Raw genomic sequence first — 26,830 nt, 5'->3', positions numbered from 1 at the left:
GGTAGCTAACTGCATTGACCTGATAAGGAGTCTGCTCAGATTATGGTTTCATCTTCCGGAACCCCGCCGCGTAGTGGCGTGTATTATTTTTCCCAGGGCTGGAAACTGGTCCGCGAACCCGGCATCAAGCGTTTCGTTCTGCTGCCGCTGTTGGTCAATATCATCTTACTTGGCGGCGCTTTTTGGTGGCTTTTCACGCGTCTTGATGTCTGGATCCCGTCAATGATGAGCCACGTACCGGACTGGCTGCAATGGCTGAGTTACGTGCTCTGGCCGCTGGTGACGCTCTCAGTGTTATTAGTGTTTGGTTACTTCTTTTCGACAATCGCAAACCTGATTGCCGCGCCGTTTAGCGGTCTGCTGGCAGAGCAGCTTGAAGCTCGCCTCACGGGTGCAACCCCGCCTGATACGGGCGTGCTCGATATAATGAAAGATCTGCCGCGCATCATGAAGCGCGAGTGGCAAAAATTGGCCTGGTATCTGCCGCGCGCGCTAGTCCTGCTTCTACTCTACTTTATTCCGGGTATCGGCCAAACCGTCGCCCCGGTCTTGTGGTTCCTGTTCAGCGCCTGGATGCTGGCTATTCAATACTGCGACTACCCTTTTGATAACCATAAAGTGCCGTTTAAACAGATGCGAGTGGCGCTTCGCGAGAAAAAGGTCGTCAACATGCAGTTTGGCGCGCTGGTGAGCCTGTTCACGCTGATCCCGGTTCTGAACCTGTTTATCATGCCGGTTGCCGTCTGCGGCGCGACGGCCATGTGGGTGGACTGCTACCGGGCAAAACACGCAATGTGGAAATAATGTCTTCAGGAAGGGGAAGCGGCTTATGCCATTGCTTATTCCATGTTGTATTGGCTTATTTCCCTTCCACATATAGATATGCTATTTCCTTACTTCCGCATATTTCCTGAGCGGGTATGCTGGACCGGTATCCCAAAATTCAGACAGTTAAGGACGAGCCATGAGCAAAATTTATGAAGACAACTCCCTGACAATCGGCCACACGCCGCTGGTTCGCCTGAACCGTATCGGCAACGGACGCATTCTGGCTAAGGTGGAGTCCCGTAACCCAAGCTTCAGCGTCAAATGCCGTATTGGTGCCAACATGATTTGGGATGCCGAAAAACGCGGCGTGCTGAAGCCTGGCGTGGAGTTAGTCGAACCTACCAGTGGCAACACCGGTATCGCTCTGGCCTACGTCGCGGCAGCGCGCGGCTATAAGCTAACGCTGACCATGCCCGAAACCATGAGCATCGAACGCAGGAAGCTGTTAAAAGCCCTGGGTGCAAATCTAGTGCTGACCGAAGGCGCAAAAGGCATGAAAGGCGCCATCCAGAAAGCCGAAGAAATCGTCGCCAGCGATCCGGCTAAATATCTGCTGCTTCAGCAATTCAGCAACCCGGCAAACCCGGAAATTCACGAAAAAACCACCGGCCCGGAGATCTGGGAAGATACCGACGGTGAAGTAGATGTGTTTATCGCCGGCGTCGGTACCGGCGGTACGCTGACCGGCGTGAGCCGCTACATCAAAAATACCAAAGGCAAAACCTCACTGATTAGCGTGGCGGTAGAGCCAACGGATTCTCCGGTGATTACTCAAGCGCTGGCGGGTGAAGAGCTGAAGCCTGGTCCGCATAAAATTCAGGGGATTGGTGCCGGCTTCATTCCTGGTAACCTCGACCTTAAGCTAATCGACAAAGTCGTTACCATCAGCAATGACGATGCCATTTCCACCGCTCGCCGCCTGATGGACGAGGAAGGCATTCTGGCCGGTATCTCATCTGGTGCAGCCGTTGCCGCGGCGCTGAAACTTCAGGAAGACGAAGCCTTTACCAATAAGAATATTGTGGTTATCCTTCCGTCCTCCGGGGAGCGCTATTTGAGTACTGCTTTGTTTGCCGATCTGTTCACTGAGAAAGAGCTGCAACAGTAATGCCAGTATTTGATATATGCTTAAAAAAGCACCCGTGAGGGTGCTTTTTTGTGGCCTGCATCAAACTTTCACCCTCATCGGCATTGCGCTTACCCCCGCAGGTCTGGTATTTAACCAGCAATTATTTTGATGCGCGAAATTAATCAGGCTGTGAGATGCGCCTGCTGAATCGATTTAACGATTTGGTGCCTGTCTGCTTTTCACGGCATAATGATGAAGAATCTGTGAAACGCTGTTGGCGTTTTTTTCACGGTTCCCATGCATCCGGTGCCTCGTCCCTTTGACGATAGCGCTAACGATACAGGCTAAAGTGTAGCCGCCAGGCTAGACTTTAGTTCCACAACACTAAACCTATAAGTTGGGGAAATACAATGTTCCAGCAAGAAGTAACTATTACCGCTCCGAACGGTCTGCATACCCGCCCTGCTGCTCAGTTTGTTAAAGAAGCTAAAGGCTTCACTTCCGAAATCACTGTGACTTCCAACGGCAAAAGCGCCAGCGCTAAGAGCCTGTTCAAACTGCAAACTCTGGGCCTGACTCAGGGTACCGTAGTGACGCTCTCCGCCGAAGGTGAAGATGAGCAGAAAGCCGTTGAGCATTTAGTAAAACTGATGGCTGAACTCGAGTAAGTTCTGGGTTCTTCGTAAATATCAGTCACAAGTAAGGTAGGGTTATGATTTCAGGCATTTTAGCATCCCCGGGTATCGCTTTCGGCAAGGCACTTTTGCTGAAAGAAGATGAAATTGTCATCGACCGGAAGAAAATTTCTGCCGACAAAGTTGAGCAGGAAGTTGAACGTTTCCTCAGCGGGCGCGCCAAAGCATCCGAGCAGTTAGAAGCGATCAAAATTAAAGCTGGCGAGACCTTCGGTGAAGAAAAGGAAGCTATCTTCGAAGGCCACATTATGTTGCTGGAAGACGAAGAGCTCGAGCAGGAAATCATAGCCCTTATCAAAGACAAGCTGGTCACCGCAGACGCTGCGGCCTACGAAGTGATTGAAGGCCAGGCAACGGCTCTGGAAGAGCTGGATGACGAATACCTGAAAGAACGTGCGGCTGACGTGCGTGACATCGGTAAACGCCTGCTGCAGAACATTCTCGGCCTGAACATTATCGATTTAAGCGCAATCAAGGATGAAGTTATCCTGGTTGCCAAAGATCTGACCCCGTCCGAAACCGCACAGCTGAACCTGAAAAAGGTGCTGGGTTTCATCACCGACATCGGTGGGCGTACCTCCCACACCTCCATCATGGCGCGTTCCCTTGAGCTGCCAGCGATTGTGGGCACCGGTAGCGTCACCTCCGACGTGAAAAACGACGACTATCTGATTCTCGACGCGGTTAACAACAAAGTTTACGTTAACCCAACCAACGAGCAGATCGAAGAGCTGCGCGCCGTTCAGCAGCAGGTTGCCTCTGAGAAAGCAGAGCTGGCTAAGCTGAAAGACCTGCCAGCTATCACCCTCGACGGCCACCAGGTCGAAGTGTGTGCCAACATTGGTACCGTGCGTGACATCGACGGTGCTGAGCGTAACGGCGCAGAAGGTGTTGGTCTGTATCGTACCGAATTCCTGTTCATGGACCGCGACTCACTGCCAACCGAAGAAGAGCAGTTTGCCGCGTACAAAGCCGTGGCTGAAGCCTGTGGCTCTCAGGCGGTTATCGTCCGTACCATGGACATCGGCGGCGACAAAGAGCTGCCGTACATGAACTTCCCTAAAGAAGAGAACCCGTTCCTGGGCTGGCGTGCTATTCGTATCGCCATGGATCGCAAAGAGATCCTGCGTGACCAGGTTCGCGCCATCCTGCGCGCCTCTGCTTTTGGCAAGCTGCGCATTATGTTCCCGATGATCATCTCTGTTGAAGAAGTGCGCGCACTGAGAAAAGAGATTGAGATCTTCAAGCAGGAACTGCGTGACGAAGGCAAAGCGTTCGATGAATCTATCGAAATCGGCGTGATGGTCGAAACCCCTGCGGCCGCGACGATTGCTCGTCACTTGGCCAAAGAAGTCGACTTCTTCAGCATCGGCACCAACGATCTAACTCAGTACACCCTGGCAGTTGACCGCGGTAATGATATGATTTCACATCTTTACCAGCCGATGTCACCGTCCGTACTGACTCTGATTAAGCAAGTTATTGATGCTTCTCATGCAGAAGGTAAATGGACCGGTATGTGTGGTGAGCTTGCGGGTGACGAACGTGCTACACTTCTGTTGCTTGGGATGGGCCTGGACGAATTCAGTATGAGCGCCATTTCTATCCCACGTATCAAGAAGATTATTCGTAACACGAACTTCGAAGATGCGAAAGTGTTAGCAGAGCAGGCTCTTGCTCAACCGACAACGGACGAGTTAATGACGCTGGTTAACAAGTTCATTGAAGAAAAAACAATCTGCTAATTCACGAGATGCTGCCCAAATTACTGCTTAGGAGAGAAGGCTAATGGGGTTATTTAGTAAACTGTTCGGTGACAAAGGCAATAGCGACACCGGAACCATTGAGATCGTTGCTCCACTGTCTGGCGAAATTGTTAACATTGAAGACGTGCCGGATGTCGTGTTTGCCGAAAAAATCGTTGGTGATGGAATTGCTATCAAACCAACTGGCAACAAAATGGTTGCTCCAGTTGACGGCACCATCGGTAAAATCTTTGAAACCAACCATGCCTTCTCTATCGAATCCGATAGCGGCATTGAGCTGTTCGTTCACTTTGGTATCGACACCGTTGAGCTGAAAGGCGAAGGCTTCAAGCGCATCGCTGAAGAAGGCCAGCGCGTGAAGAAAGGCGACGTGGTTATTGAGTTCGACCTGCCGCTGCTGGAAGAGAAAGCCAAGTCTACCCTGACCCCGGTTGTTATCTCCAACATGGACGAAATCAAAGAGCTGATCAAACTGACGGGTAGCGTGACCGTGGGCGAAACCCCGGTTATCCGCATCAAGAAGTAAGATTCATGCAGAAAAAAAGGCACCTCTGGTGCCTTTTTTATTGGCTGCGATTCAGCGAGGTAGAATCAGCTCATCTGAGCGCTGTCCCTGAGTCCAGGTCATCACGTCAAACACCCGGTGCGCAGCTTCTCCTGCGGCAACCGCCACTGCTTTACCTTCCAGCATTCGGCTTACCAGCTCGGCGCAGAATAAATCCCCGGTGCCTTTCAGGTCGGTTACCACACGCGCATGGCTGGTCACATCAACGTCATGCGCGGTTACGGTCACCACGGAAATCGTATCCGCACTGTTCCCCGGCGCGCTGGTTATCACCACCCAGCGCAGCGTTTCAGAAAGAAGGCTTCTGGCCGCGATCGCCGCCTGCTCAAGCGTATCGCAGGGCATCCCGGTCAGAATATGCAATTCAAAGAGATTCGGCGTGATCCCCTGCGCATGGGGCAACAGCGCCGTGCGATAAGCTTCAGGAATACCCGCCTTGACGTAAACACCGCTGTCGGTGTCCCCCATTACCGGGTCGACAAGTATCAACAGTTCAGGATGGCTGTTGCGTCTTTGGCGCAGCCACTCCGCCAGCAGATGGATTTGTTCAGCACTGCCCATGTAACCCGTTGTCACGGCCTTCAGTTCACGCAGCGCATCCCGTTCTTCCAGCGCGCGCAGATAACCGCTAAACCAGTCCGCCGGGATCACCCCGCCATAAAACGTATCGTAATGCGGCGTGTTGCTGAATAACACCGTTGGCACCGCCATGACCCGCCAGCCATGCTGCTGAATCGCCGGAACCGCGATACTGTTCCCGACGCTGCCATAAACAACCTGAGATTGCACCGCCACAATATCGGCCTGCAGCGCCCGGCCTGCATCGTGAAACAGTACAGACTGTATATCGTTATCCTGACTCATATTTTCCCCTTGCCCGCCAGACAGCGAAGGTCTGAATTGCGAAGCGGCCATTATAGCCAGACCTGGGCGGCACAACCACGAGAAGAACAACCTCTTTATTCCGGCAATAGCTGATATGCCTCTGCCATCATTCATATTTATCGAATCAATGACAAAAGTAATATTTTATTTCCTTCGTAATATTTTGAAGATATATCACCTGAATGATGAACAAAACATTATTACCGATTAGTGCTGGATACCTGGCGATTAATAATACTCACGTAAACATTTCATCAACGACATCTTCATCATCTCTGGATAATGTATCTTCACCCACCTCTTTTTACATTATAGAGATCTGCCTGCCTTACAATTTTACAAGGTGAAATTTCATAAGTTCACCTATAACAAAAATTCCCTCCGGAGAATAAACCTCACTCTGCATGAAATAAGGAAGCTATTATATGAAAGATATATCCAGAAGAAGCTTCATGGCCTTTGCCGCAGGCGGTACCGTCGTATTAGCAGCCGGGCAGGCCCATGCCCACGATGACAAAGTAAAATCCTACCCGGCAAGCGTGCGGGATCCCGGCCCCCACGATCCCATCCGGGAAGCTGAAAACCCTGACATTGTTAACCCGCCTGCGACCGACAGCGGCACGCTGCCAAACCTGCGTTACTCCTTCAGCGACGCCCATGTCAGAAAAGGCACCGGCGGCTGGACAAGGCAGGTGACCAAACGCGAGCTGGGGATTTCAACCACCATCGCCGGGGTGGATATGCGCCTTAATGCCGGAGGCATCCGCGAACTTCACTGGCACAAAGAGGGTGAATGGGCCTACATGACCTACGGCAATGCGCGGGTAACGGCCTTCGATGCAAAAGGCGGCTGGTTTGTGGATGATATCGGCGTCGGTGATTTATGGTATTTCCCGCCGGGCATTCCTCACTCTATTCAAGGTATCGGGCCTGACGGCTGTGAATTTCTTTTGGCCTTCGACGACGGCGGATTTGATGAAGACAGTACGTTCCTGTTATCTGACTGGTTTAAACATATTCCCCCAGAAATATTAGCGAAAAACTTCCAGGTGCCGGTTTCCACATTTTCTAAACTGCCTTCACCTGCCGATGAATATATTTTCGCGGGTACCGTGCCCGGCAGCCTTGCCTCAGACAGTATTAATGGCGCGGCTAAATCAGAGATTAATTTCACCCACCATATGCTGGCGCAGGATCCCATCAAAGCTCCTGGGGGCACCGTCAGAATAACGGATTCATCTAATTTCCCGGTGTCGAAAACTATTGCGGCAGCACTGGTGGAAATAGAGCCCGGCGGGCTGAGAGAACTTCACTGGCACCCAAATAACGATGAATGGCAGTACTATCTTGAAGGGGAAGGCAGAATGGGCGTTTTCGCCTCTTCGGGCCAGGCCAGAACCTTTGATTACCGCGCCGGGGATGTCGGCTACGTTCCCTTTGCGATGGGGCACTATATTGAGAATACCGGCACCACGACCCTGCGCTTCCTTGAACTGTTTAAAAGTGACTATTACGCGGATATTTCCCTCAACCAGTGGTTGGCCAGCACGCCGCCTGAGCTGGTTAAACAGCATTTACAGCTTGATGATACCTTTATGAAGGCATTGAACCTGCATAAAAACCCGGTTGTGAAGTAAGCCTGCTCTCAGGAAAAGATCGCCTCAGGCGACCTTTTCCTGGCTTACAGCGTCAGATCCCCGCGCCCTGAACGTAGCTCTCCTCACCGAATACGCCGGTAGAAAGATAGCGATCGCCCCTGTCGCAAATAATCGCCACCACTACGGCCCCCGGATTTGCTTTGGCTACGCGCAAGGCGCCTGCCACCGCCCCGCCAGAGCTTACGCCGCAGAAAATTCCCTCTTCCATCGCCAGGCGGCGCATCGTCTGCTCGGCTTCCGTCTGTGCCATGTCGATGACTTCATCCACCAGCGTCGGGTTGAAAATTTTCGGCAACCACTCTTCTGGCCAGCGGCGGATACCCGGAATGCTGCTGCCCTCTTCCGGCTGCAGTCCGACAATTTTCACCGGCTTGCTTTGCTCACGCATAAAGCGACTCACGCCTGTAATCGTGCCCGTCGTGCCCATGCTGGAGACAAAATGCGTGATTCGTCCTTCGGTCTGTCGCCAGATCTCTGGCCCGGTCGTCGTGTAATGCGCCAGCGGGTTATCCGGATTATTAAACTGGTCGAGAATTTGACCTTCGCCGCGGTCGGCCATTTGCTGAGCCAGCTCGCGCGCGCCTTCCATGCCCTGAGCTTTGCTGACCAGAATCAGCTCCGCGCCGTAAGCCTGCATCGCCGCCTTGCGCTCCATGCTCATGTTGTCCGGCATCAGCAGCTTAATACGGTAGCCTTTGAGCGCAGCGATCATCGCCAGCGCAATGCCGGTATTGCCGCTGGTTGCCTCAATCAGCGTATCGCCGGGTTGAATTTCCCCACGCTTTTCCGCCTGAACAATCATCGACAGCGCCGCGCGATCTTTTACCGAACCTGCAGGGTTGTTGCCCTCGAGTTTCACCCAGATTTCGCTGCCGTTTGTCAGCCCGCTGCGCTGCAGCCGGACCAGAGGAGTATTGCCAATTGTGCTTTCTAAAGTGATCACTTGCCTGCCCGCAATAAATGAAAAAGCGGCCTCGGTGGGCCGCTGGTGCGTGTCCTGTTGGGGTAAATTATCAGGCAGACTGCGCCAGGTCTACACCCTGAATACGGTTGGCTCCTTCGTACAGGCGCGCGTTTTGTAATCCCACAAACAGACGCTCTCCGCGCTGCGGAATCTGCTGCTCTTTCAAAACCACCGTCAGCGGTTCGTCATACCAGCCCAGCGGCTGTACGACTAACTGCATGTAATGCCCGCGCGGGCTGACTTCCAGCACTTGCACCGGCAGCGGTGAATCAAGATTCGTGCGGCGGCTGACGTCCACTTCCCACGGGCGTAAGAACAAATCAACGTCACCCTGATAGGCCGGCGTGAACCCCAGCGGCCAGCGATGCGCGCCGACGTGGAACTGGCTCCCGCGGATCACGCCCTTCATGCGGTTAACCTCGCCGAGGAACTCAAGCACAAAGCGGGTCGCGGGCTCACGCCAGACCTGCTCAGGCGTATCGACCTGCTCGATATTGCCCTGGCTCATCACCACCACGCGGTCGGCAACTTCCATCGCTTCTTCCTGATCGTGCGTCACAAACACGCTGGTGAACTTTAACTCTTCGTGCAGCTCGCGCAGCCAGCGGCGCAGCTCTTTACGAACCTGTGCGTCCAGAGCGCCAAACGGTTCATCCAGCAGCAGGATTTGCGGCTCCACGGCCAGCGCACGCGCCAGGGCAACGCGCTGCTTCTGTCCGCCGGACAACTGCGCCGGGTAGCGGTCGGCCAGATGGGAAAGCTGCACCATTTCCAGCAGTTTCGTCACTTTCTGTTTGATCGCCGCGGCGGAAGGCCGTTCGCGACGCGGCAGCACCGTTAAGCCAAAGGCGATATTGTCGAATACCGACATATGGCGGAACAGCGCATAGTGCTGAAACACAAAGCCGACTTTGCGATCGCGGGCATGCATCCGGCTGACGTCGGTGCCGTGGAAGCTGATGCGACCGCTGTTCTGGTGCTCCAGCCCGGCAATAATACGCAGCAGCGTAGTTTTACCCGAGCCGGACGGACCAAGCAGCGCCACCATCTGACCAGAGGGGATATCCAGCGAGATATCGTTCAGCACCTGGGTGCGTCCAAATGACTTCTTAATATTGGCAATATCAATGCTCATGATTTTCCTCCTGCTTCAGGCGTTTTTCCTGATTATTCAGACGCCACTGCACCGCACTCTTTAAGAACAGGGTCAGGACTGCCATCAGGGTCAACAACGCGGCGGCGGTAAACGAACCCACGGTGTTGTAATCCTGCTGCAGCAACTCAATCTGTAACGGCAGCGAGAACGTCTCGCCGCGAATCGAACCGGACACCACCGATACCGCGCCAAACTCACCGATAGCGCGGGCGTTGGTCAGCACCACGCCATAAAGCAGCGCCCAGCGAATATTGGGCAGCGTCACGCGGCGGAACATCTGCCAGCCGGAAGCGCCCAGTAAAATCGCGGCTTCATCTTCCTGACTGCCCTGGCTTAGCATCACCGGCACCAGCTCACGCACCACAAACGGGCAGGTGACGAAGATAGTCACCAGCACCATGCCCGGCCAGGCAAACATGATTTGCAGGTTGTGGGCATCCAGGAACCCCGCCAGCGGGCCGTTAGAACCATAAAACAGCAGGTAAACCAGGCCAGCAACCACCGGGGAAACGGCAAATGGGATATCCAGCAGCGTCAGCAACAATTGGCGGCCAGGGAAGTTAAAACGCGTCACCAGCCAGGCCAGCAGCGTGCCGAACACCAGGTTTACCGGCACGGTAATCAGCGCAATCATCACCGTCAGCCAGATGGCGTGCAGCATGTCCGGGTTAGCGATATTTTGCAGCGCGGGCATCAGCCCTTTGGAAAAGGCTTCTACAAAGATAGAAGCGACCGGCACCACCAGAATCAGGAAAGAGACCAGCACGCCGATAGCGATCAGCGCCCATTTTCCCCAGTTGATGCGGGAGCGGGTATGGTTTTTCAAAGCAGTGATGTCCGTCATCAGTGACCTACCACGCGTCGACCAAAGCGACTCTGCAACGTGTTAATGGTGAACAGCAGCAGCAGCGACGCCGCCAGAATCACTGACGCAATGGCGCTGGCCGCCGGGTAATCAAACTCCTGCAGGCGCACGAAGATCATCAGCGAGGTGACTTCCGTCTTCCAGGCGATGTTCCCGGCGATGAAGATAACCGCGCCAAACTCCCCCAGGCTGCGGGTGAAGGAGAGCGCCACGCCCGCCATCAGTGCCGGAGAAAGCTCCGGCAGCACTACGCGGCGGAAACTCTGCCAGCGAGTCGCGCCGAGCGTTTCAGCGGCTTCCTCGTACTCTGGCCCCAATTCTTCCAGCACGGGCTGAACGGTGCGCACCACAAACGGAATGCTGGTAAACGCCATCGCGACGGCAATACCCAGCCAGGTGTAAGTCACCTTAATGCCAAACTGCGCCAGCCACTCACCGTACCAGCCGTTCACGGAAAACAGCCCGGCGAGGGTTAAACCCGCCACCGCGGTGGGCAGCGCAAAGGGTAAATCCATCAGCGCATCTAGCAGGCTGCGCCCCGGAAACTGGTAACGCGTCAGGATCCACGCCATTAACAGGCCAAACACGCCGTTAAACACCGAGGCCAGCGCGGCGGAAAGCAGCGTGACTTTATACGCCGCGACCACTTGGGGATTGGTAATCACGTCCCAGTACTGGGAGAACGACATTTGTGCCAGCTGCATCACCAGCGCGCTCAGCGGCAGCAGCAGGATCAGGCAAACAAACAGCAGGCTGGTGCCGAGGCTTAGCGTAAAGCCCGGCAATACGCGTTTTGAACGGCTGGCAAACATCAACTACGCCCCGCCGCTAACAGCTTGTCCAGCTCCCCGCCGGTGGCAAAATGCGTTTTCATCACTGCAGGCCAACCGCCGAACGCTTCTTCCACGCGGAACAGCTCGGTCTGTGGGAATTTATCTTTCAGCTTGTCCATTACCTGCGGGTTATTCACGCGGTAGTAGTAATCCGTAATGATCGTCTGTGCCTGTGGGCTATAGAGATAGTTCAGGTAGGCTTTCGCCGCCTTCTCCGTCCCGTTGGCCTTCACGTTTTTATCCACCCAGGCAACCGGGAACTCGGCCAGAATGTTGACCTTCGGCACTACGACTTCATAACCGTCTTTGGCGTACTGATTGCGAATGTTATTCACTTCTGACTCGAAAGAGATCAGTACGTCGCCCAGGCCACGCTCGACAAAGGAGGTTGTCGCCCCGCGGCCGCCGGTATCAAACACTTCGACGTTTTTCAGGAATTGCGTCATGAACTGCTCGGTTTTGGCTTTATCGCCGCCGTCAGCTTTGTCTGCCGCACCCCAGGCTGCCAGATAGGTATAGCGAGCGTTGCCGGAGGTTTTTGGATTCGGGAAAATAAGCTTCACGTCCGGGCGCACAAGATCGCTCCAGTCGTGGATGTTCTTTGGGTTGCCCTTGCGCACCAGGAAAGCCATGGTGGAGTAGAAAGGCGAGCTGTTGTTCCCCAGGCGGCTCTGCCAGTCCGCCGGGATCAGGTTGCCTTTGTCGTGCAGGATCTGCACATCGGTCACCTGGTTATAAGTTACAACGTCAGCTTTTAAGCCCTGCAAAATGGCCAGCGCCTGTTTTGATGACCCGGCATGAGATTGTTTTATCGTCAGCTTGTCGCCGTTATTCTCCTGCGCCCACTGTTTTTCAAACGGCGGGTTAAGCGCGGCAAACAGCTCGCGGGACACATCATAAGAGCTATTCAGCAGCTCTGTTGCATGGGCAGAGCCTGCCAGCAGCAAAGAGACAGCGAGCGCGTTCCATACTTTTTTAACTGACCTGATTGCCATGCTTCGCCCTTATAAATGTGATGAATGCCATAAATGTCATGACAGTCAGTGTATTTATAACGAGCGATAAAGCTGTAACGCTTTTATATACCGTTTGGCGATTTACAAGAAGAAAGGGATATAAGAAAGCGGCGTAGCAAAGGCCACGCCGGAGGGGGATTACAGGCTCAGTAATTTATCGAGCGATGGGGCAAAATAGTAGCCGCCGGTCACCGGCTTAGTGAAGCGCAGCATACCGTCACGCTTGCCGTCAGCGTCGCCAAACATACTCAGCAACTGCTGCTCAATGTTATGCAAACGCGCACAATAGGCGATGAAATAGAGACCGTGCACGCCGCTGGCGGTGCCGTAAGGCAGGCTCTGACGCACAATTTTCAGCCCCTTACCGTCTTCTTTCAGATCGACCCGGCTCAGGTGAGACGTGGCTGGCCGCGCGTCGCCGTCGATCTCTTCGTTTTCCTGTTTGGTACGGCCGAAGATCATCTCCTGGTCGTGCACGCTCAGGCGGTTAAGCTGCTTGAGATTATGCTCCCAGCGCTGAACCAGCACGTAGCTGCCGCCGGCATCCACGCCTTCGTTGATCACCGCCACCTGGCGACGATTCTCTTCGCCCTGCGGGTTTTCTGTTCCATCAACGAAGCCGCTAAGATCGCGCTCTTCTACCCAGCGGAAACCGTGAATCTCTTCTTCAATTTTCAGCGCATCGCCGAACGCGGCCAGCGCGGCCTGAGCCACGGAGAAGTTTACGTCATGGCGCAGAGAAAGAATGTGGATCATCACATCGTGCTGGGTTGCGGGCGCCAGACCTTTGCCCAGTGGCGTAAAGTTTTTCAGCTCTGCGGCACTTTCGCCTTTGCTAAGGTCGCGCCACAGATCGTGCCCGAAGCCAACGGTCGCTCCCAGCATCGCGTCAGGGAATTGTTCCTGGAAAGCATTCAACGCTTCAATAAAGGTTTTGCACCCTGCGCTCAGCGCGCTGAAGTCGCCCTGGACAGAAGCTTCCAGCCAAACGGCGGCACGACAATGTTCCGGCAGAATGCCGCTTTGAACCCGAGACATGATTCCTCCTGAAAAAAATGCCACCAAAGGTGGCACATAACTATGATGACTCCGAACGGAGGCATTTATCGGGCTATTCTAACCTGATTTATTCACGCCGACTTGCGACGGCGCAAACCCGGCGCAAATTTTATCGACGCCAGATAATTTTGTTAAGCGTCCATTTCTTCAGCGTATCATCCGACGGCATCAATCCTTCCGGCCCGTGCCACTCGCCTGTAAACAGATAGCTGATGTGCTGGCTGTTCGGCGCCTGGCAGAGAACGCCTGCCGCATCGTCGCCGGTCGCTTTTTCGCAGACCCCAAACGCTTTCTGATACAGATCGCTGAAAGGCGTGCCGATTTTCACGCCGCTGGCGGTTTTGATGTCAGCATCCATCACATCTACGCGACTCACGGTGCCTTTTTCGCCGTTCACCACCAGCTTAACGTCTTTGTCTTTCATCGCCTCAAAGTAGCGCACGATGGTGCCGTTTTCAGTTTTCATGCCGCTGCGCAGACGATAATTGTCATTCAACCCTTCACTCACGGCCTTCTCATCCATCGCGGTGGCTGAAGTCAGTTTCCCCACGCCCTGCTCGCTCACCTCAATGGAAGAGCCAAACCAGTTCCACGGATAAGCCGCAGACCAGTTAACGGAGGACAGCGTGGAACACCCGCTCAGAACCAGCGGCAGGCCTAGCATCATCAGGCGCAGAGATTTCATTGGTCATTCCTTTTCAAAAAATGGTAACGGCCTTTGGAGTACGGGGACGTCAAAAAGTGCCGCTTAACTCGTTTTTCAGGGCGAAGTAATCCCGCAGCCGGCGGTTAGCCAGCAGCCACCAAAGCGCGAACAGATCGACCATCAGTAAAACAATTGTGGTACCGGTCAGCGTTTCATCCCCGGCCAGCAGCGCCAGTTGCCACGCCAGCAGCCCAACCTGGGCGGCAATCAATATCCAGCGAAACGCCCGCCAGAACCGGGGCCAAAGGTGGCGACGTCCGCTGAGCAAAAAGGCCAGCGCAGCCGGAATACCGGGGATCAGCCCCAGCCAGAAGTTATCGCGATCGGGATAAAACAGACCCAGCAGCGCATCGCCCTGCTGACGAGAAGCTCCCGCCAGCACCAGCAAAACCCAGGTACGAGCCTGTAACAACAACACCGCCCAGAACAGCAGCGGTGCTTTTAAGTTGCCCTGCGAATCATAATCAGCTGGCAAATACATGGCATAGACACATTTAAAAATTAATATTCCTGATCTTCTATCAGCCGTTTGCCGAGCAAAATGGTGTCCTGATGCTCGTAATCGAGCTTTTCATAGAGCCCGATAACCAGATCGTTCTCTTCGCGCACCATGATGTGGATCTTCGGACAGCCGCGGGCAATCAGTTTTTTTTCCAACCGGTTCAGCAAGGCGTTCGCAATACCGCGGCCGCGAAACTCCGGGTGCACGCCCAGGTAATAGGCCGATCCCCGATGACCGTCATACCCGCCCATCAACGAACCGACGATTTCACCGCCCACTTCAGCGACTAAAAACAGGTCCGCATCGTGATGCAGCTTACGTTCAATGTCCATTTCCGGATCATTCCATGGGCGCAGTAAATCGCAGCGCTCCCAAAGGGTAATGACCTCTTCGAAATCTTCCTGGCGAAAAACGCGAATTTCCATGGTATTAGCCACCTTAAACCGTAAAAGGTTGATTATGGCGTTAACCGTCCGTTAAGCCAATAACTGCCGCAAAAGTGCGAAAAAAATGGCATAATCGCCAGCCAGTCACGAAATGAAACGAATGGATATACATTTCTGACGCCAGAGTGTCGTTTGCATGCTGCCGATACGTTATAACTTCCCATCTGGACTCCATAAGATAAATAATTCATCCGCATGAGCAAAATTAAATCGCTAACGCAACTTACGACGCGCCGCCAGGTCCTGCTCACGGGTTTAGCAGCGTTGACGTTAACCGGTATGAACAAAGCGCTGGCAAAGGAAGAAGCCAAATCGCTGAAAACCACCAATTCCCACAGTAAAGTGGCTAAAAAATCCGGGGCAAAGCGTATTGTTATGCTCGACCCGGGCCACGGTGGGATTGATACCGGTGCCATTGGCCACAACGGGTCGAAGGAAAAACACGTGGTTCTGGCCATTGCCAAAAACGTGCGCAGCATCCTGCGCAGTAACGGGATCGACGCCAGGCTGACCCGCACCACGGACGAATTTATTCCGCTGTACGATCGCGTTGAAATCGCCCACCAGCACGGCGCAGATCTGTTTATGTCGATTCACGCGGATGGCTTCACCAGCCCCACCGCCGCAGGCGCTTCGGTATTCGCCCTGTCCAATCGCGGCGCAAGTAGCGCCATGGCGAAATATCTTTCTGACAGAGAGAACGCCGCCGATGACGTAGCAGGCAGCAAAGTTAAAGATAAAGATCACTACCTGCAGCAGGTGCTGTTTGATTTGGTGCAGACCGATACGATTAAAAACAGCCTGACGCTCGGCTCGCATATTCTGAAACAGATAAAGCCGGTGCATAAGCTGCACAGCCGCAACACGGAACAGGCAGCCTTCGTGGTCCTGAAGTCGCCGTCCATTCCGTCCGTGCTGGTTGAAACGTCGTTTATCACCAACCCGGGCGAAGAAAAGCTGCTCGGCACGACCGCCTTCCGCCAGAAGATTGCCACCGCCATTGCCTCCGGTGTAATGAGCTATTTCAACTGGTTTGATAACCATAAAGTCCACGGTAAGAAGCGTTAATTTTTATGACTGAGCCCGATATCCACGCCGTAAAACAGTTCCTGCTCTCCCTGCAGGATACGATATGCCAGCAGCTTTCCGCCCTTGATGGCGCCGTCTTCCAGGAAGACAACTGGCAACGAGAAGGCGGCGGCGGCGGGCGCAGTCGGGTTTTACGCGGCGGCGCGGTGTTTGAACAGGCTGGCGTTAACTTTTCTCACGTTCACGGCGACGCCATGCCGGCATCGGCCACGGCCCACCGCCCGGAACTGGCGGGCAGAAGTTTTCAGGCGATGGGCGTTTCGCTGGTGGTGCACCCGAACAACCCTTATGTGCCGACCAGCCACGCCAACGTGCGTTTCTTTATTGCCGAAAAACCTGGCGCCGATCCGGTCTGGTGGTTTGGCGGCGGCTTCGACTTAACGCCTTACTACGGCTTCGAAGAAGATGCGGTTCACTGGCACCGTACGGCGCGTGACCTGTGCCAGCCGTTTGGTGATGACGTATTCCCGCGTTATAAAAAGTGGTGCGATGACTACTTCTTTATCAGACACCGCAACGAGCAGCGCGGTATCGGCGGGCTGTTCTTCGACGATCTGAACAAGCCAGACTTTGACTACGGCTTCCGCTTTATTCAGGCCGTCGGACAGGGATTCCTGGACGCTTATCTGCCGATTGTTGAACGCCGCAAGGATCACCCCTTCGGCGAGCGCGAACGTGACTTCCAGCTGTATCGCCGTGGGCGCTACGTTGAGTTCAACCTGGTGTGGGATCGCGGCACGCTGTTTGGCCTGCAAACCGGCGGGCGCACCGAATCGATTTTAATGTCGATGCCGCCGCTGGTGCGCTGGGAGTATGACTATCAGCCTGAAGAAGGCAGCCCGGAGGCTGCGCTGAGCGAGTTCATAAAAATCACAGACTGGATTTAATCTCCGGGCAGGGCGACGAAATGTGAGGCGATACGCACTCTTAGGACAATAGAGAGACGCTGCCCGCCAGCGTTGATCGCGATCAACATGAACCATACCGACCAGACGGTATGGTTCCCCCATGAATACAGAAGCCCTTCATCGTAAAAAAAATCCCATCCTTCTTCAGCAACAATTGCTCGAGTCCGCGGCCAAAATTGCAGGACGAGACGGTATTGCCGCGCTATCCCTGAATGCAGTCGCCCGGGAGGCAGGTGTAAGTAAAGGGGGACTGCTGTATCATTTCCCTAGTAAACAAGCGCTTATCTTTGCTCTCTTTGAGCGCCTTCTTGCCATTATGGAAGATGCAATCTCAGGGTTGATGCACGCCGACAGAATAACTTACGGGCGTTTTACCCGCGCCTACCTGAACTACCTGTCTTCGCTGACGGATACCGATGAAAGCCGTCAGCTCATGGTGCTCTCCCTCGCGATGCCGGATGAACCGGTACTACGACGGTGCTGGCGTGACTGGATCCTGAATCACCTGCAAGAAGGCGATGCACTGGATAACGGTCCCACCGGAACATTGGTTCGTTATGCGGCGGATGGACTCTGGCTTTCAGAGCTAACGGAAGGGAAAACCATGAGCCCGGAGCACCGACTGGCGTTGGTTTGTAGCCTCAGCGCTATGACGTTTCCGGTGTAAATACATAAGGCTGTGGAACGGGAATCAAAGGATGCGTTACAACATCAATGCCTGCGTGATTTACAATTCTGCCGACGGCACTCTGACGCTGCCGTGTGGCACATCGCCTGAGGCACAGCTTTCCACAACGACAAATGCCCTGCTGTCGTTTTTCCTGCACCACACGGGGGTAGTTAGCCGTGAAGAAGTGCTTAAAAAAGTCTGGGATGATAATGGCTTAACATCATCCAATGCCAACCTGAACCAGTATTTGAGCATGCTGCGTAAAACGCTACGGTGCTATGACATTGAGCATGCCATTCTTACTATTTCCCGCGGTAACCTGCAGCTCAATCCAGACCTCCGTATCGAGAAGATTGACCCCGATCCCGCCCCTATAACCCAGGAAAGCCAGCCTGCTGAAGCCCCGCCCCACCCTCCCGAACAGATCGTCTCTTCCTTTGGTACGCATCAAAACGGAATATGCTGGTATATGGCCAGCGCGGCCCTTTTGCTGATAGCCCTTCTCCTGCTGGCTCTGACGCTGGTGGGAAAAGAAAAACTTCGTCCCATCAGCCTTACCCCTATTCCCCACAGCCACTGCGAACTGCTGGCCAGCGATGAGATGCTGCGATCCGTTGCCGAATCCGCCTACGGTAAAAATTTTGATGCCGTACGCCAGCGCCTGAAGCTGGAGTGCAAACTCGGCGAACGCTTCGTCTTCTTCTATGGCGACCGGCTGGAAACCAACGGCCTTGGCCGGGTGTTCCTCGCCCACTGCGCGATGCATGAAGATAACCCGTTCAGCTACTGCGATAACTATTTTTATTATTCATGGAAGCCGCAATGAGACTCGCCCCGCGCCCCTTTTTCGCCCTCTCCAGCCTGGTGTTTATTGCCGCCGCCGGGTTCTGCGCCTGGAAGCTGCTGCCGGTCGAAAACGGCAGGGTAATGAGCTGTTCGACAAAAGCGATTATGCGCTTTGAGAACATGGAGAAGGAGAACGTTAACGGCAATATCCATTTCAACTTTGCCGCCAACGGAAAAGGGGCGATGGTCGTCGAAGGCTACACCGATTCCGCAGCCGGCTGGCTTTATCTCCAGCGCTACGTCAAATTTAGCTACACCAGCAAGCGCATCTCCACCACCGAGCGCCACTATCGCATCAGCAAGTGGGAATCCAGCGCCTCGTCCATCGATGAGTCGCCGGACGTGATTTTCGACTACTTTATGCGTGAGATGTCCGACAGCCACGATGGCTTGTTCCTGAACGCACAGAAGCTCAATGAGAAAGCCGTCCTTCTCAGCTCTATCAACTCACCGCTCTACGTCTGCACGCTGAAGTCCGGCAGTAAACTTGACTAAGCTCACACCCGCTTTTCCTTCATCGCTTTCCCGTTAGTAAAACCGCACGTTTTGTATTTAGCCAGCCGGATAAAACACGATCTTCCCCACACTTAGCATGGGAATAAATCACTCCCGCTCTGCAATAAATTAGCAACTTATTAACATCAATCCGCCTCCGGCTAAATGGTCAAAAAAGCGCCACAATTGTCACTCAACATCCCCCACCATCGCAGCACAAACGCATAAATAATCGCCTTAACCAATCTAAATAACAGAGCAAAAGACTAAAAATACCACGTCAGTAGATTTAAATTTCACTTCATTCGCCATTCCCTATAGTGAACTCCGAACGCCGCATCCGCGTCCTGACGCCGTTACGCGGTCGGTTTTCCGAATCACAAAACCTGTTCTGGAGGAGAAACCATGGGTGATGCATTAGGGCTTATCGAAACCAAAGGTCTGGTGGCCTGCATTGAAGCCGCAGATGCCATGTGTAAAGCCGCCAACGTCGAGCTGATTAGCTATGAAAACATCGGCTCGGGGCTGGTGACCGTCATGGTGAAGGGCGACGTCGGCGCAGTGAAAGCGGCGGTAGATTCCGGCGTGGAATCCGCGCAGCGCATCGGTGAAGTGGTGACCTCGCTGGTTATCGCTCGTCCGCATAACGACATCAACAAAATCGTCATTAAACACAAGGCCTGATGGCCGGGAGAACGCAAATGGGTGATGCATTAGGTCTGATCGAAACCAAAGGTCTGGTGGCCTGTATCGAAGCGGCGGATGCCATGTGTAAAGCCGCCAACGTTGAACTGATTGGCTATGAAAACGTCGGCTCCGGCCTCGTCACCGCAATGGTGAAGGGCGACGTCGGCGCGGTGAAAGCGGCAGTGGATTCCGGCGTCGAATCCGCGCAGCGCATCGGTGAAGTGGTGACTTCTCTGGTTATCGCCCGCCCGCACAACGACATCAACAAAATCGTCTCGCATTACAAAATCATGGATTAACCGGAGGAAAACCTGATGAAAGAAGCGCTAGGGCTTATCGAAACCAAAGGTCTGGTGGCCTGTATTGAAGCGGCGGATGCGATGTGCAAAGCCGCTAACGTTGAGCTGATTGGCTATGAAAACGTCGGCTCCGGCCTGGTCACCGCGATGGTGAAGGGCGACGTCGGCGCGGTGAATGCCGCCGTAGATTCAGGCGTGGAAGCGGCAAAACGCATCGGCGAAGTCGTCACCTATCGCGTCATCGCGCGTCCGCATAACGACATCGAAAAAATCGCGGCGCAGCACAAAGCATGACCTGACAGGACGCGCCCCGTCTCCACTCTTTTAGTCTGATGAAGGATAGACTCATGATTGAACTGGATAACGATTTGCAGTCCCGGCAGAACGCCCGGGAACTGGTGCGCAATGCCAAAAAGGCGCAGGCGATTCTGGCCACCTTTTCGCAGCAGCAAATCGACGCCATCGTGAAAAACGTGGCCCAGGAAGCAGCGCATCATGCCGAAGCGCTGGCGAAAATGGCCGCGGAAGAAACCGGTTTTGGCAACTGGCAGGACAAAGTGCTGAAGAACCGTTTCGCCTCGCTGCGCGTCTACGACGCCATCAAAGATATGAAGACCGTCGGCATCATTCATGACGATCCGCTACAAAAAGTGATGGACGTGGGCGTGCCGCTGGGGGTGATTTGTGCGCTGGTACCATCGACCAATCCGACCTCCACGGTCATCTACAAAACGCTGATTGCTCTGAAGGCCGGCAACGCGATTATCTTCTCCCCGCATCCCGGCGCCCGCCAGTGTAGCTGGAAAGCGATTGAAATCGTGAAGCGCGCGGCGGAAGCGGCAGGGGCTCCGGCCGGTAGCGTCGACGCCATTAGCCAGCTGACCCTCGAAGCCACCTCAGAGCTGATGCACAGTAAAGACGTGTCGCTTATCCTGGCGACCGGCGGCGAAAGCATGGTGCGCGCCGCCTACGCGTCCGGCACGCCGACCATTAGCGGCGGCCCGGGTAACGGCCCGGCGTTCATCGAACGCAGCGCCGATATCCCCCACGCAGTGAAAGATATCATCACCAGTAAAACCTTCGATAACGGCGTGATCTGCGCCTCCGAGCAGTCGATTATCGTCGAACGCTGCATCTACGACGAAGTGCATCGCGAACTGGAAGCTCAGGGCGCGTACTTCATGAACGAAAACGAAGCGGCGAAAATGGCGGCCCTGCTGCTGCGTCCCAACGGCACCATCAACCCTAAAGTGGTGGGTAAAACCGCGCTCTATCTGAGCCAGATGGCCGGCTTCTGCGTTCCGGCCAGCACCCGGGTGCTGATTGCCGAGCAGACCACGGTATCGCATACCAACCCCTACTCGCGTGAAAAACTGTGCCCGGTACTCGGCCTGTACGTCGAAGAGGACTGGAAAGCCGCCTGCCACCGCGTCGTGGAACTGTTGACCAACGAAGGCCTCGGCCACACGCTGGTGATCCACACCCGTAATCAGGACGTCATCCGCCAGTTCTGCCTGGAAAAACCGGTTAACCGCATTCTGATCAACACCCCGGCGGCGCTGGGCGGCATCGGCGCGACCACCAATATCACTCCGGCCCTGACCCTCGGCTGCGGCGCAGTCGGCGGCGGCTCCAGCTCAGATAACGTCGGACCGATGAACCTGCTCAACATCCGCAAAGTGGGCTACGGCGTTCGCTCCATCGATGAACTGCGCGCGCCGGGCAGCCGCCCGGAACTGCAGCCGACCGTCGTCAGCCCGGCGTCCGGCCCGAACCGCAGCATCTTCGACGATGAACGTTTTAACGCCCCGGCGACCGCCGCCACCGCAGCCCATCCGGCCAGCGCCGACGATCGCTTTGCGGCTGCCGCCGCCGTCGGCGCGGAAAGCGAGATTAATGAGCAAAACGTGGAACGCGTCATCCGCCAGGTGCTGGAACGCCTCGGTAAGTAACACATTGATATAAGGCGATAAAAACAATGATTCTCGCAAAGGTAGTCGGACATGTCGTCGCCACGCAGAAGTGCGATGAGCTACGGGGCAGCAACCTACTGCTGATCGTCAAATTGAATGATGACCAGCAACCGATGAAAGACCAGGCCTGGGTTGCCGTTGATAGCGTCGGCGCCGGTATGCACGACATCGTGCTGGCCGAAGAGTACCTGGCGCTCAACAAAGAGCGCTACAAGGCCATGTCGGTGGTCGCCATTGTCGAGAACGTGTTTCGGGACGCTTAAGGAGTCAATAACCCAATGAGTGAATTTTTGCTGAAACCCCGGATTCGCTTTGGTCAGGATGCGCTTGCCATCCTGAACGAGCTGCCTGCCCGCAACATGCTGCTGGTCACCGACCAGGCGATGGTTAAGTTTGGCCTCGCCGATCGCGTCACGCAGATCCTCCATGCGCGCGGCATCGCTTTCCAGGTCTGGGACGACGTGGTGGCCGACCCGGATATCGCCACCGTGGTGCGTGGTATGAAGCGGATGGATACCAGCTATCCGGATCTGGTTATCGCGCTGGGCGGCGGTTCGGTGATTGATGCAGCCAAAGCGGTTATTTTCGCCCTGGCGCAAACCCGTCCGAACGCTCACCGCGAGCCGCCCTGCTTTGTGGCGATCCCCACCACCAGCGGCACCGGCTCTGAGGTCACCGCCTTTTCAGTGGTAAAAGCCCACGCCGAGAAGCTGGTGCTGGTGGACCCATCGCTACTGCCGGATATCGCCATTCTTGACCCGGCGCTGGTGGCCTCGGTGCCGCCGACGATCACCGCCGATACCGGGATGGACGTGCTGTGTCACGCGCTGGAAGCCTATGTCTCCCGCGCCGCCAGCGACTTTTCCGATGCGCTGGCGGAGAAAGTGGTTCAGCAGGTATTTCGCTTTCTGCCGACCTGCTGGCGCAACGGTGGCGATCTGCTGGCGCGGGAAAAAATGCACAACGCTTCCTGCATGGCGGGCATGGCCTTCACCAACGCCTCGCTGGGCATTACCCACAGCCTTGCCCACGCGCTCGGCGGCGTGTTTCGCGTCCCCCACGGTCGCGCCAACGCCCTGCTAATGGCGGACGTGGTGGCCTGGAACGCCGATTATCACGGGCTGTGCGATACCGATGCCGCCCGAAAATATGCCCGATTAGCCCATCTGCTGGATCTGCCTGCGGCCACTACCCGCCAGGGCGTCGCCAACCTGCTGGTCGCCATTCAGACGCTTAAAGACGAAATGAGCATGCCGGCCGGCATCCGCGATACCGGCGTCCTTGCAGACGAGTTTGAACAGCGGCTGGCGGAGATGGTCGGCCAGGCGTTACGCGACAGCTGTACCCCGACGAACCCACGCGCGCCGGACGCTCACGCACTGACCGAACTCTATCGCCGGGCATGGACCGGCAACGCCGTTCAGGGCCACTGATAACAAGATTTGGAGAACCTTACCCATGGCACACTACAGCTTAACGCCGCGCGTCAAAGTGTTGGCAGAACGCTTACTCTCACAAAAAAGCACCCTGTGCACCGAACATGCCACCACGCTCAACGCCCTTGATGGCGATATCGCCGGGGTTCCCGCAGCCGTCAAACCGGCGCGCCGCTTCTATGAACTGATGCGCCAGCTGCCGTTGTGCATCAACGCCGACGAGCTGATCGTCGGCAACCAGACCCGCAAACCGCACGGGGCGATTTTCCACGACGAGAGCGCCGCCCGTCGCCCGTCCGCGTTCCAGTTTCTCAATCTGAATAGCGATCTCGACTCCCCGGATTACAAGCTGGTGGTCGAAAAAGGCGTACTGGCGATAAAACATCAGCTGGAAGAGAAAACCCGCGCGCTGGGCAGCGCCGTCAGCCGCAGCGGCATGGACGAAGTCAACGGCTGCCGTGCGGCCATCTACGCCTGCGATGCCCTGCTGGCGCTGGCGCAAAACCTGGCCAACAGCGCGGAACAGCTGGCCGCCGCGGAAACCAACGCTTACCGCCGGGCGGAACTGCTGGACAGCGCCGCCATTCTGCACCATGTTCCGGCGCATCCGGCGCGCAGCTTCAAAGAGGCGTGCCAGGCCTTTTATCTGTTCCAGCTGGCGCTCCAGCTGGATAACGGCAGCTACGCCGTCAACCCGGAAGGCGCCGACAAAGCCCTGCTGCCTTACTACCAGCACGATATCAACAACGGCGCGCTCTCCCCGCAGCAGGCGTATGAAATCGTCGAATCGCTGTGGTTCAAGCTGGCGGAACTGTGCGAAGTGCGCGCCGCCTGCGCGATCGACGGTTATCCGATGTTTGACGCCATGCTGCACGGCGCAAGCCTTGAGAATGCGCGCATCAACGAACTCTCCGACATGTTCCTCAGCGCGCAGCAAAACCTGAGCGCCCTGAATCTGCCGGTGCGTCTGTTCAAGGGAGTACAACACGTTTCCGCCGCCCCGTTTGCCGCCGCCGGCGATACGCCGGCAGCAGAAGGGCTGACTCCGCGCATGCAGCGCCTGCGCAACCACTACCTGACCGTGCGCCCGAGCGTCTCTATCTATCGCGCGCTGGCCTTTACCGAAGTGGTCAAAGCCAACCCCGGCATGCCGACAATTCTGCTGCGCGCCAAAGCCTTCCGCCACGCCTGCGAAACCGCGCCAATTCTGATTCAGGATGATGAGCTGATCGTCGGTCATCCATGCGGCAAGCCGCGCGCGGGCGCCTTCTCGCCGGATATCGCCTGGCGCTGGGTGCGCGACGAACTCGATACCATGAGCACCCGTCCGCAGGATCCGTTTGAAATCAGCGAAGCAGACAAAAAAACCATCCGCGAAGAGATCGTGCCGTTCTGGGAAGGCCGCTCGCTGGACGAAATCTGCGAAGCCCAGTACCGCGAAGCCGGCGTATGGGCGTTCAGCGGCGAAACCTTCGTCAGCGACCTCTCCTACCACCAGATCAACGGCGGCGGCGATACCTGCCCGGGCTACGATGTGCTGCTGTTTACCAAAGGGATGAACGGCATTAAAGCCGACGCCGAGGCACACCTTGCCAGCCTGAGCATGGAAAACCCCGAAGATATCGACCGCATCTACTACTACAAAGCGGCCATTGAAACCTGCGAAGGGGTGATTAACTACGCACACCGCATCGCCGCCCGCGCCCGTGAACTGGCCGCCGTTGAACAGAACGCCCAGCGCAGCGCCGAGCTGCTGACCATTGCCGAGGTGAACCAGAACGTCCCGGCGAATCCGCCGAAAACGCTGCAGGAGGCGCTACAGAGCATCTGGACCGTGGAATCGCTGTTTGAAATTGAAGAGAACCAGACCGGGCTGTCCCTGGGCCGCGTAGACCAGTACTGCTACCCGATGTTTGAAGCCGATATCCGCGAAGGCCGCCTGACGCACGACACCGCGCTGGAGCTGCTGCAGGCGTTTATCATCAAATGCGCCGAGCTGATGTGGATGTCCAGCGAGCTGGGGGCGAAATATTTCGCCGGCTATCAGCCGTTTATCAACCTGACCGTCGGCGGTCAGAAGCGCTCCGGCGGCGATGCCTGTAACGACCTGACTTATCTGATCATGGACGCCGTGCGCTTCGTGAAGGTTTACCAGCCGTCGCTGGCCTGCCGTATTCACAACCAGTCGCCGCAGAAGTATATGGAAAAAATCGTCGACGTCGTCAAAGCGGGGATGGGCTTCCCGGCCTGCCACTTCGACGACTCCCATATCAAGATGATGCTGCGAAAAGGCTTCGATTTCGAAGACGCCCGCGACTACTGCCTGATGGGCTGCGTTGAGCCGCAGAAATCCGGCCGCATCTACCAGTGGACCTCCACCGGCTACACCCAGTGGCCCATCGCCATTGAGTTCGTTTTAAACCGCGGTCGGATGGTGCTGTTTGACAGCTATCAGGGGCTGGATACCGGCGACCTGCGCGACCTGCACACCTTCGAAGCGTTCGACGCGGCGGTGAAAAAACAGATTGCTCATATCGTACGCCTGTCGGCGATCGGGACGGTCATCAGCCAGCGCGTGCACCGCGACGTGGCGCCGAAGCCGCTGATGTCGCTGCTGGTAGAAGGCTGCATGGAAAAAGGGAAAGACGTTGCCGCCGGCGGCGCGATGATCAACCACGGCCCGGGGCTGATCTTCTCCGGTCTGGCGACCTACGTCGATTCCATGGCGGCGATTCGTAAGCTGGTGTTTGAAGATAAGAAATACACCCTTGAGCAGATGCGCGACGCGCTGCTGGCGAACTTCGAAGGCTTTGAAGGCCTGCGTCGCGACTGCCTTAACGCGCCGAAATACGGCAACGATGATAACTACGTTGACCAGTATGCACTGGATATCACCGAGTGGACCGAGCGCGAGTGCCGTAAGTACAAGATGCTCTACTCCAGCCTGAGCCACGGCACCCTGTCCATCTCCAACAACACGCCGATCGGTGAGCTGACCAACGCCACGCCGAACGGTCGCCTAGCGTGGATGCCGCTCTCCGACGGTATCAGCCCGACTCAGGGCGCAGATAAGCAGGGTCCGACGGCGATCATCAAGTCGGTGAGCAAGATGAACGTCGAAACCATGAATATCGGCATGGTGCACAACTTCAAGTTCCTCAAAGGGCTGCTGGATACCCCGGAAGGTCGTCACGGCCTGATCACCCTGCTGCGCACCGCGTCGATTCTCGGCAATGGCCAGATGCAGTTCAGCTATGTCGATAACGAAGTGCTGAAAAAAGCCCAGCAGGAGCCGGAAAAATACCGCGACCTGATCGTCCGGGTCGCGGGCTACAGCGCCTACTTCGTTGAGCTGTGCAAAGAAGTTCAGGACGAGATTATCAGCCGTACGGTCATCGAGAAGTTCTGATAAAG

Annotated in this window: 28 protein-coding genes; 18 read left to right on the top strand and 10 right to left on the bottom strand. The window is 55.6% G+C overall.

The window, feature by feature from the left end; translation table 11 throughout:
• Positions 1 to 42 precede the first annotated feature (42 nt).
• The 5 genes from cysZ to crr all read left to right on the top strand — a co-directional run bounded on the left by cysZ (position 43) and on the right by crr (position 4,884).
• Complete coding sequence (gene cysZ, locus F3J29_RS01420; protein WP_166862438.1) at positions 43 to 804, top strand: sulfate transporter CysZ; 762 nt, start codon at positions 43 to 45, stop codon at positions 802 to 804.
• Positions 805 to 964: 160 nt separating this feature from the next.
• Positions 965 to 1,936: a cysteine synthase A gene (gene cysK, locus F3J29_RS01415; RefSeq protein ID WP_061275148.1), complete on the top strand. Its 972-nt coding sequence runs from the start codon at positions 965 to 967 to the stop codon at positions 1,934 to 1,936.
• Between the two features lie 371 nt (positions 1,937 to 2,307).
• Complete coding sequence (gene ptsH / locus F3J29_RS01410; protein WP_002913505.1) at positions 2,308 to 2,565, top strand: phosphocarrier protein Hpr; 258 nt, start codon at positions 2,308 to 2,310, stop codon at positions 2,563 to 2,565.
• 44 nt (positions 2,566 to 2,609) lie between these two features.
• Positions 2,610 to 4,337, top strand: a complete 1,728-nt coding sequence (gene ptsI / locus F3J29_RS01405; protein WP_045783391.1) for a phosphoenolpyruvate-protein phosphotransferase PtsI — start codon at positions 2,610 to 2,612, stop codon at positions 4,335 to 4,337.
• A gap of 43 nt (positions 4,338 to 4,380) precedes the next feature.
• On the top strand, positions 4,381 to 4,884 hold the full coding sequence (gene crr, locus F3J29_RS01400; protein WP_008459580.1) for a PTS glucose transporter subunit IIA: 504 nt from the start codon (positions 4,381 to 4,383) through the stop codon (positions 4,882 to 4,884).
• Positions 4,885 to 4,935: 51 nt separating this feature from the next.
• On the opposite strand, the gene pdxK is transcribed toward crr, so the two are convergent.
• On the bottom strand, positions 4,936 to 5,787 hold the full coding sequence (gene pdxK, locus F3J29_RS01395) for a pyridoxine/pyridoxal/pyridoxamine kinase (RefSeq protein ID WP_166862436.1): 852 nt from the start codon (positions 5,785 to 5,787) through the stop codon (positions 4,936 to 4,938).
• Between the two features lie 446 nt (positions 5,788 to 6,233).
• Between pdxK and F3J29_RS01390 the strand changes: the two genes are divergently transcribed.
• Positions 6,234 to 7,445 carry an oxalate decarboxylase family bicupin gene (locus F3J29_RS01390; protein ID WP_039305338.1) on the top strand — a complete coding sequence of 404 codons (1,212 nt, stop codon included), beginning with the start codon at positions 6,234 to 6,236 and terminating at the stop codon, positions 7,443 to 7,445.
• A gap of 52 nt (positions 7,446 to 7,497) precedes the next feature.
• Here F3J29_RS01390 and cysM read toward each other — a convergent pair whose 3' ends face one another.
• From cysM to F3J29_RS01345, 9 genes are all read right to left on the bottom strand, one after another.
• Positions 7,498 to 8,409: a cysteine synthase CysM gene (gene cysM / locus F3J29_RS01385; RefSeq protein ID WP_166862434.1), complete on the bottom strand. Its 912-nt coding sequence runs from the start codon at positions 8,407 to 8,409 to the stop codon at positions 7,498 to 7,500.
• Between the two features lie 70 nt (positions 8,410 to 8,479).
• Complete coding sequence (cysA, locus tag F3J29_RS01380) at positions 8,480 to 9,565, bottom strand: sulfate/thiosulfate ABC transporter ATP-binding protein CysA (protein ID WP_166862432.1); 1,086 nt, start codon at positions 9,563 to 9,565, stop codon at positions 8,480 to 8,482.
• Positions 9,555 to 10,430, bottom strand: a complete 876-nt coding sequence (cysW, locus tag F3J29_RS01375; protein ID WP_166862430.1) for a sulfate/thiosulfate ABC transporter permease CysW — start codon at positions 10,428 to 10,430, stop codon at positions 9,555 to 9,557. The genes cysA and cysW overlap by 11 nt, the downstream gene beginning before the upstream one ends.
• On the bottom strand, positions 10,430 to 11,263 hold the full coding sequence (cysT, locus tag F3J29_RS01370) for a sulfate/thiosulfate ABC transporter permease CysT (RefSeq protein ID WP_008459572.1): 834 nt from the start codon (positions 11,261 to 11,263) through the stop codon (positions 10,430 to 10,432). Before cysT ends, cysW begins: the two co-directional genes overlap by 1 nt.
• Positions 11,263 to 12,279 (bottom strand): sulfate ABC transporter substrate-binding protein, encoded by a 1,017-nt coding sequence (locus F3J29_RS01365; protein ID WP_166862428.1) that lies wholly within the window; start codon positions 12,277 to 12,279, stop codon positions 11,263 to 11,265. Before F3J29_RS01365 ends, cysT begins: the two co-directional genes overlap by 1 nt.
• A gap of 159 nt (positions 12,280 to 12,438) precedes the next feature.
• Positions 12,439 to 13,338: a Dyp-type peroxidase gene (locus F3J29_RS01360; protein WP_166862426.1), complete on the bottom strand. Its 900-nt coding sequence runs from the start codon at positions 13,336 to 13,338 to the stop codon at positions 12,439 to 12,441.
• Between the two features lie 130 nt (positions 13,339 to 13,468).
• A complete protein-coding gene (locus F3J29_RS01355; RefSeq protein WP_166862424.1) occupies positions 13,469 to 14,044 on the bottom strand; it encodes an RpoE-regulated lipoprotein in 576 nt (191 codons plus the stop codon).
• Positions 14,045 to 14,093: 49 nt separating this feature from the next.
• Positions 14,094 to 14,546 carry a DUF2919 domain-containing protein gene (locus tag F3J29_RS01350; protein WP_166862423.1) on the bottom strand — a complete coding sequence of 151 codons (453 nt, stop codon included), beginning with the start codon at positions 14,544 to 14,546 and terminating at the stop codon, positions 14,094 to 14,096.
• A 20-nt stretch (positions 14,547 to 14,566) separates the two neighbouring features.
• Positions 14,567 to 14,992, bottom strand: coding sequence for a GNAT family acetyltransferase (locus F3J29_RS01345; RefSeq protein WP_008459564.1), 426 nt, complete (start codon positions 14,990 to 14,992; stop codon positions 14,567 to 14,569).
• A 216-nt stretch (positions 14,993 to 15,208) separates the two neighbouring features.
• Between F3J29_RS01345 and amiA the strand changes: the two genes are divergently transcribed.
• From amiA to cutC, 12 genes are all read left to right on the top strand, one after another.
• The gene (gene amiA / locus F3J29_RS01340) at positions 15,209 to 16,081 is read left to right on the top strand and encodes an N-acetylmuramoyl-L-alanine amidase AmiA (RefSeq protein ID WP_039295821.1); all 873 of its coding nucleotides are present in this window, start codon (positions 15,209 to 15,211) and stop codon (positions 16,079 to 16,081) included.
• A 5-nt stretch (positions 16,082 to 16,086) separates the two neighbouring features.
• Entirely contained in the window at positions 16,087 to 16,989 is a 903-nt protein-coding gene (hemF, locus tag F3J29_RS01335) for an oxygen-dependent coproporphyrinogen oxidase (RefSeq protein ID WP_166862421.1), read from the top strand.
• Between the two features lie 121 nt (positions 16,990 to 17,110).
• Positions 17,111 to 17,677, top strand: a complete 567-nt coding sequence (locus tag F3J29_RS01330; RefSeq protein ID WP_166862419.1) for a TetR/AcrR family transcriptional regulator — start codon at positions 17,111 to 17,113, stop codon at positions 17,675 to 17,677.
• Positions 17,678 to 17,708: 31 nt separating this feature from the next.
• Positions 17,709 to 18,506, top strand: coding sequence for a winged helix-turn-helix domain-containing protein (locus F3J29_RS01325; RefSeq protein WP_166862417.1), 798 nt, complete (start codon positions 17,709 to 17,711; stop codon positions 18,504 to 18,506).
• Positions 18,503 to 19,021: a FidL-like protein gene (locus tag F3J29_RS01320; RefSeq protein WP_166862415.1), complete on the top strand. Its 519-nt coding sequence runs from the start codon at positions 18,503 to 18,505 to the stop codon at positions 19,019 to 19,021. The genes F3J29_RS01325 and F3J29_RS01320 overlap by 4 nt, the downstream gene beginning before the upstream one ends.
• A 405-nt stretch (positions 19,022 to 19,426) precedes the next feature.
• Positions 19,427 to 19,705, top strand: coding sequence for a BMC domain-containing protein (locus F3J29_RS01315; RefSeq protein WP_004098239.1), 279 nt, complete (start codon positions 19,427 to 19,429; stop codon positions 19,703 to 19,705).
• A gap of 17 nt (positions 19,706 to 19,722) precedes the next feature.
• A complete protein-coding gene (locus tag F3J29_RS01310; protein ID WP_004098238.1) occupies positions 19,723 to 20,007 on the top strand; it encodes a BMC domain-containing protein in 285 nt (94 codons plus the stop codon).
• Positions 20,008 to 20,022: 15 nt separating this feature from the next.
• Positions 20,023 to 20,301, top strand: a complete 279-nt coding sequence (locus F3J29_RS01305; RefSeq protein ID WP_166862413.1) for a BMC domain-containing protein — start codon at positions 20,023 to 20,025, stop codon at positions 20,299 to 20,301.
• A 53-nt stretch (positions 20,302 to 20,354) separates the two neighbouring features.
• Positions 20,355 to 21,959, top strand: coding sequence for an acetaldehyde dehydrogenase (acetylating) (locus F3J29_RS01300; RefSeq protein ID WP_166862411.1), 1,605 nt, complete (start codon positions 20,355 to 20,357; stop codon positions 21,957 to 21,959).
• Between the two features lie 26 nt (positions 21,960 to 21,985).
• Positions 21,986 to 22,243: a EutN/CcmL family microcompartment protein gene (locus F3J29_RS01295; protein WP_166862409.1), complete on the top strand. Its 258-nt coding sequence runs from the start codon at positions 21,986 to 21,988 to the stop codon at positions 22,241 to 22,243.
• A 15-nt stretch (positions 22,244 to 22,258) separates the two neighbouring features.
• Positions 22,259 to 23,413, top strand: coding sequence for a 1-propanol dehydrogenase PduQ (locus tag F3J29_RS01290; RefSeq protein WP_166862407.1), 1,155 nt, complete (start codon positions 22,259 to 22,261; stop codon positions 23,411 to 23,413).
• Positions 23,414 to 23,438: 25 nt separating this feature from the next.
• Entirely contained in the window at positions 23,439 to 26,825 is a 3,387-nt protein-coding gene (gene cutC, locus F3J29_RS01285) for a choline trimethylamine-lyase (RefSeq protein WP_166862405.1), read from the top strand.
• Positions 26,826 to 26,830 lie beyond the last annotated feature (5 nt).

Origin of the sequence: Enterobacter sp. Cy-643 (genome assembly GCF_011752815.1) — a bacterium.
Classification (GTDB): Bacteria; Pseudomonadota; Gammaproteobacteria; order Enterobacterales; family Enterobacteriaceae; genus Cedecea.
Note: the sequence above shows the minus strand (reverse complement) of the source record. Positions and strands in the feature narration are given on the sequence as shown.

Coding starts and splice junctions, on each gene's coding strand:
- cysZ (WP_166862438.1), top strand. CDS start 43: ATGGTTTCATCTTCCGGAACCCCGCCGCGTAGTGGCGTGTATTATTTT.
- cysK (WP_061275148.1), top strand. CDS start 965: ATGAGCAAAATTTATGAAGACAACTCCCTGACAATCGGCCACACGCCG.
- ptsH (WP_002913505.1), top strand. CDS start 2,308: ATGTTCCAGCAAGAAGTAACTATTACCGCTCCGAACGGTCTGCATACC.
- ptsI (WP_045783391.1), top strand. CDS start 2,610: ATGATTTCAGGCATTTTAGCATCCCCGGGTATCGCTTTCGGCAAGGCA.
- crr (WP_008459580.1), top strand. CDS start 4,381: ATGGGGTTATTTAGTAAACTGTTCGGTGACAAAGGCAATAGCGACACC.
- pdxK (WP_166862436.1), bottom strand. CDS start 5,787: ATGAGTCAGGATAACGATATACAGTCTGTACTGTTTCACGATGCAGGC.
- F3J29_RS01390 (WP_039305338.1), top strand. CDS start 6,234: ATGAAAGATATATCCAGAAGAAGCTTCATGGCCTTTGCCGCAGGCGGT.
- cysA (WP_166862432.1), bottom strand. CDS start 9,565: ATGAGCATTGATATTGCCAATATTAAGAAGTCATTTGGACGCACCCAG.
- cysW (WP_166862430.1), bottom strand. CDS start 10,430: ATGACGGACATCACTGCTTTGAAAAACCATACCCGCTCCCGCATCAAC.
- cysT (WP_008459572.1), bottom strand. CDS start 11,263: ATGTTTGCCAGCCGTTCAAAACGCGTATTGCCGGGCTTTACGCTAAGC.
- F3J29_RS01365 (WP_166862428.1), bottom strand. CDS start 12,279: ATGGCAATCAGGTCAGTTAAAAAAGTATGGAACGCGCTCGCTGTCTCT.
- F3J29_RS01360 (WP_166862426.1), bottom strand. CDS start 13,338: ATGTCTCGGGTTCAAAGCGGCATTCTGCCGGAACATTGTCGTGCCGCC.
- F3J29_RS01355 (WP_166862424.1), bottom strand. CDS start 14,044: ATGAAATCTCTGCGCCTGATGATGCTAGGCCTGCCGCTGGTTCTGAGC.
- F3J29_RS01350 (WP_166862423.1), bottom strand. CDS start 14,546: ATGTATTTGCCAGCTGATTATGATTCGCAGGGCAACTTAAAAGCACCG.
- F3J29_RS01345 (WP_008459564.1), bottom strand. CDS start 14,992: ATGGAAATTCGCGTTTTTCGCCAGGAAGATTTCGAAGAGGTCATTACC.
- amiA (WP_039295821.1), top strand. CDS start 15,209: ATGAGCAAAATTAAATCGCTAACGCAACTTACGACGCGCCGCCAGGTC.
- hemF (WP_166862421.1), top strand. CDS start 16,087: ATGACTGAGCCCGATATCCACGCCGTAAAACAGTTCCTGCTCTCCCTG.
- F3J29_RS01330 (WP_166862419.1), top strand. CDS start 17,111: ATGAATACAGAAGCCCTTCATCGTAAAAAAAATCCCATCCTTCTTCAG.
- F3J29_RS01325 (WP_166862417.1), top strand. CDS start 17,709: ATGCGTTACAACATCAATGCCTGCGTGATTTACAATTCTGCCGACGGC.
- F3J29_RS01320 (WP_166862415.1), top strand. CDS start 18,503: ATGAGACTCGCCCCGCGCCCCTTTTTCGCCCTCTCCAGCCTGGTGTTT.
- F3J29_RS01315 (WP_004098239.1), top strand. CDS start 19,427: ATGGGTGATGCATTAGGGCTTATCGAAACCAAAGGTCTGGTGGCCTGC.
- F3J29_RS01310 (WP_004098238.1), top strand. CDS start 19,723: ATGGGTGATGCATTAGGTCTGATCGAAACCAAAGGTCTGGTGGCCTGT.
- F3J29_RS01305 (WP_166862413.1), top strand. CDS start 20,023: ATGAAAGAAGCGCTAGGGCTTATCGAAACCAAAGGTCTGGTGGCCTGT.
- F3J29_RS01300 (WP_166862411.1), top strand. CDS start 20,355: ATGATTGAACTGGATAACGATTTGCAGTCCCGGCAGAACGCCCGGGAA.
- F3J29_RS01295 (WP_166862409.1), top strand. CDS start 21,986: ATGATTCTCGCAAAGGTAGTCGGACATGTCGTCGCCACGCAGAAGTGC.
- F3J29_RS01290 (WP_166862407.1), top strand. CDS start 22,259: ATGAGTGAATTTTTGCTGAAACCCCGGATTCGCTTTGGTCAGGATGCG.
- cutC (WP_166862405.1), top strand. CDS start 23,439: ATGGCACACTACAGCTTAACGCCGCGCGTCAAAGTGTTGGCAGAACGC.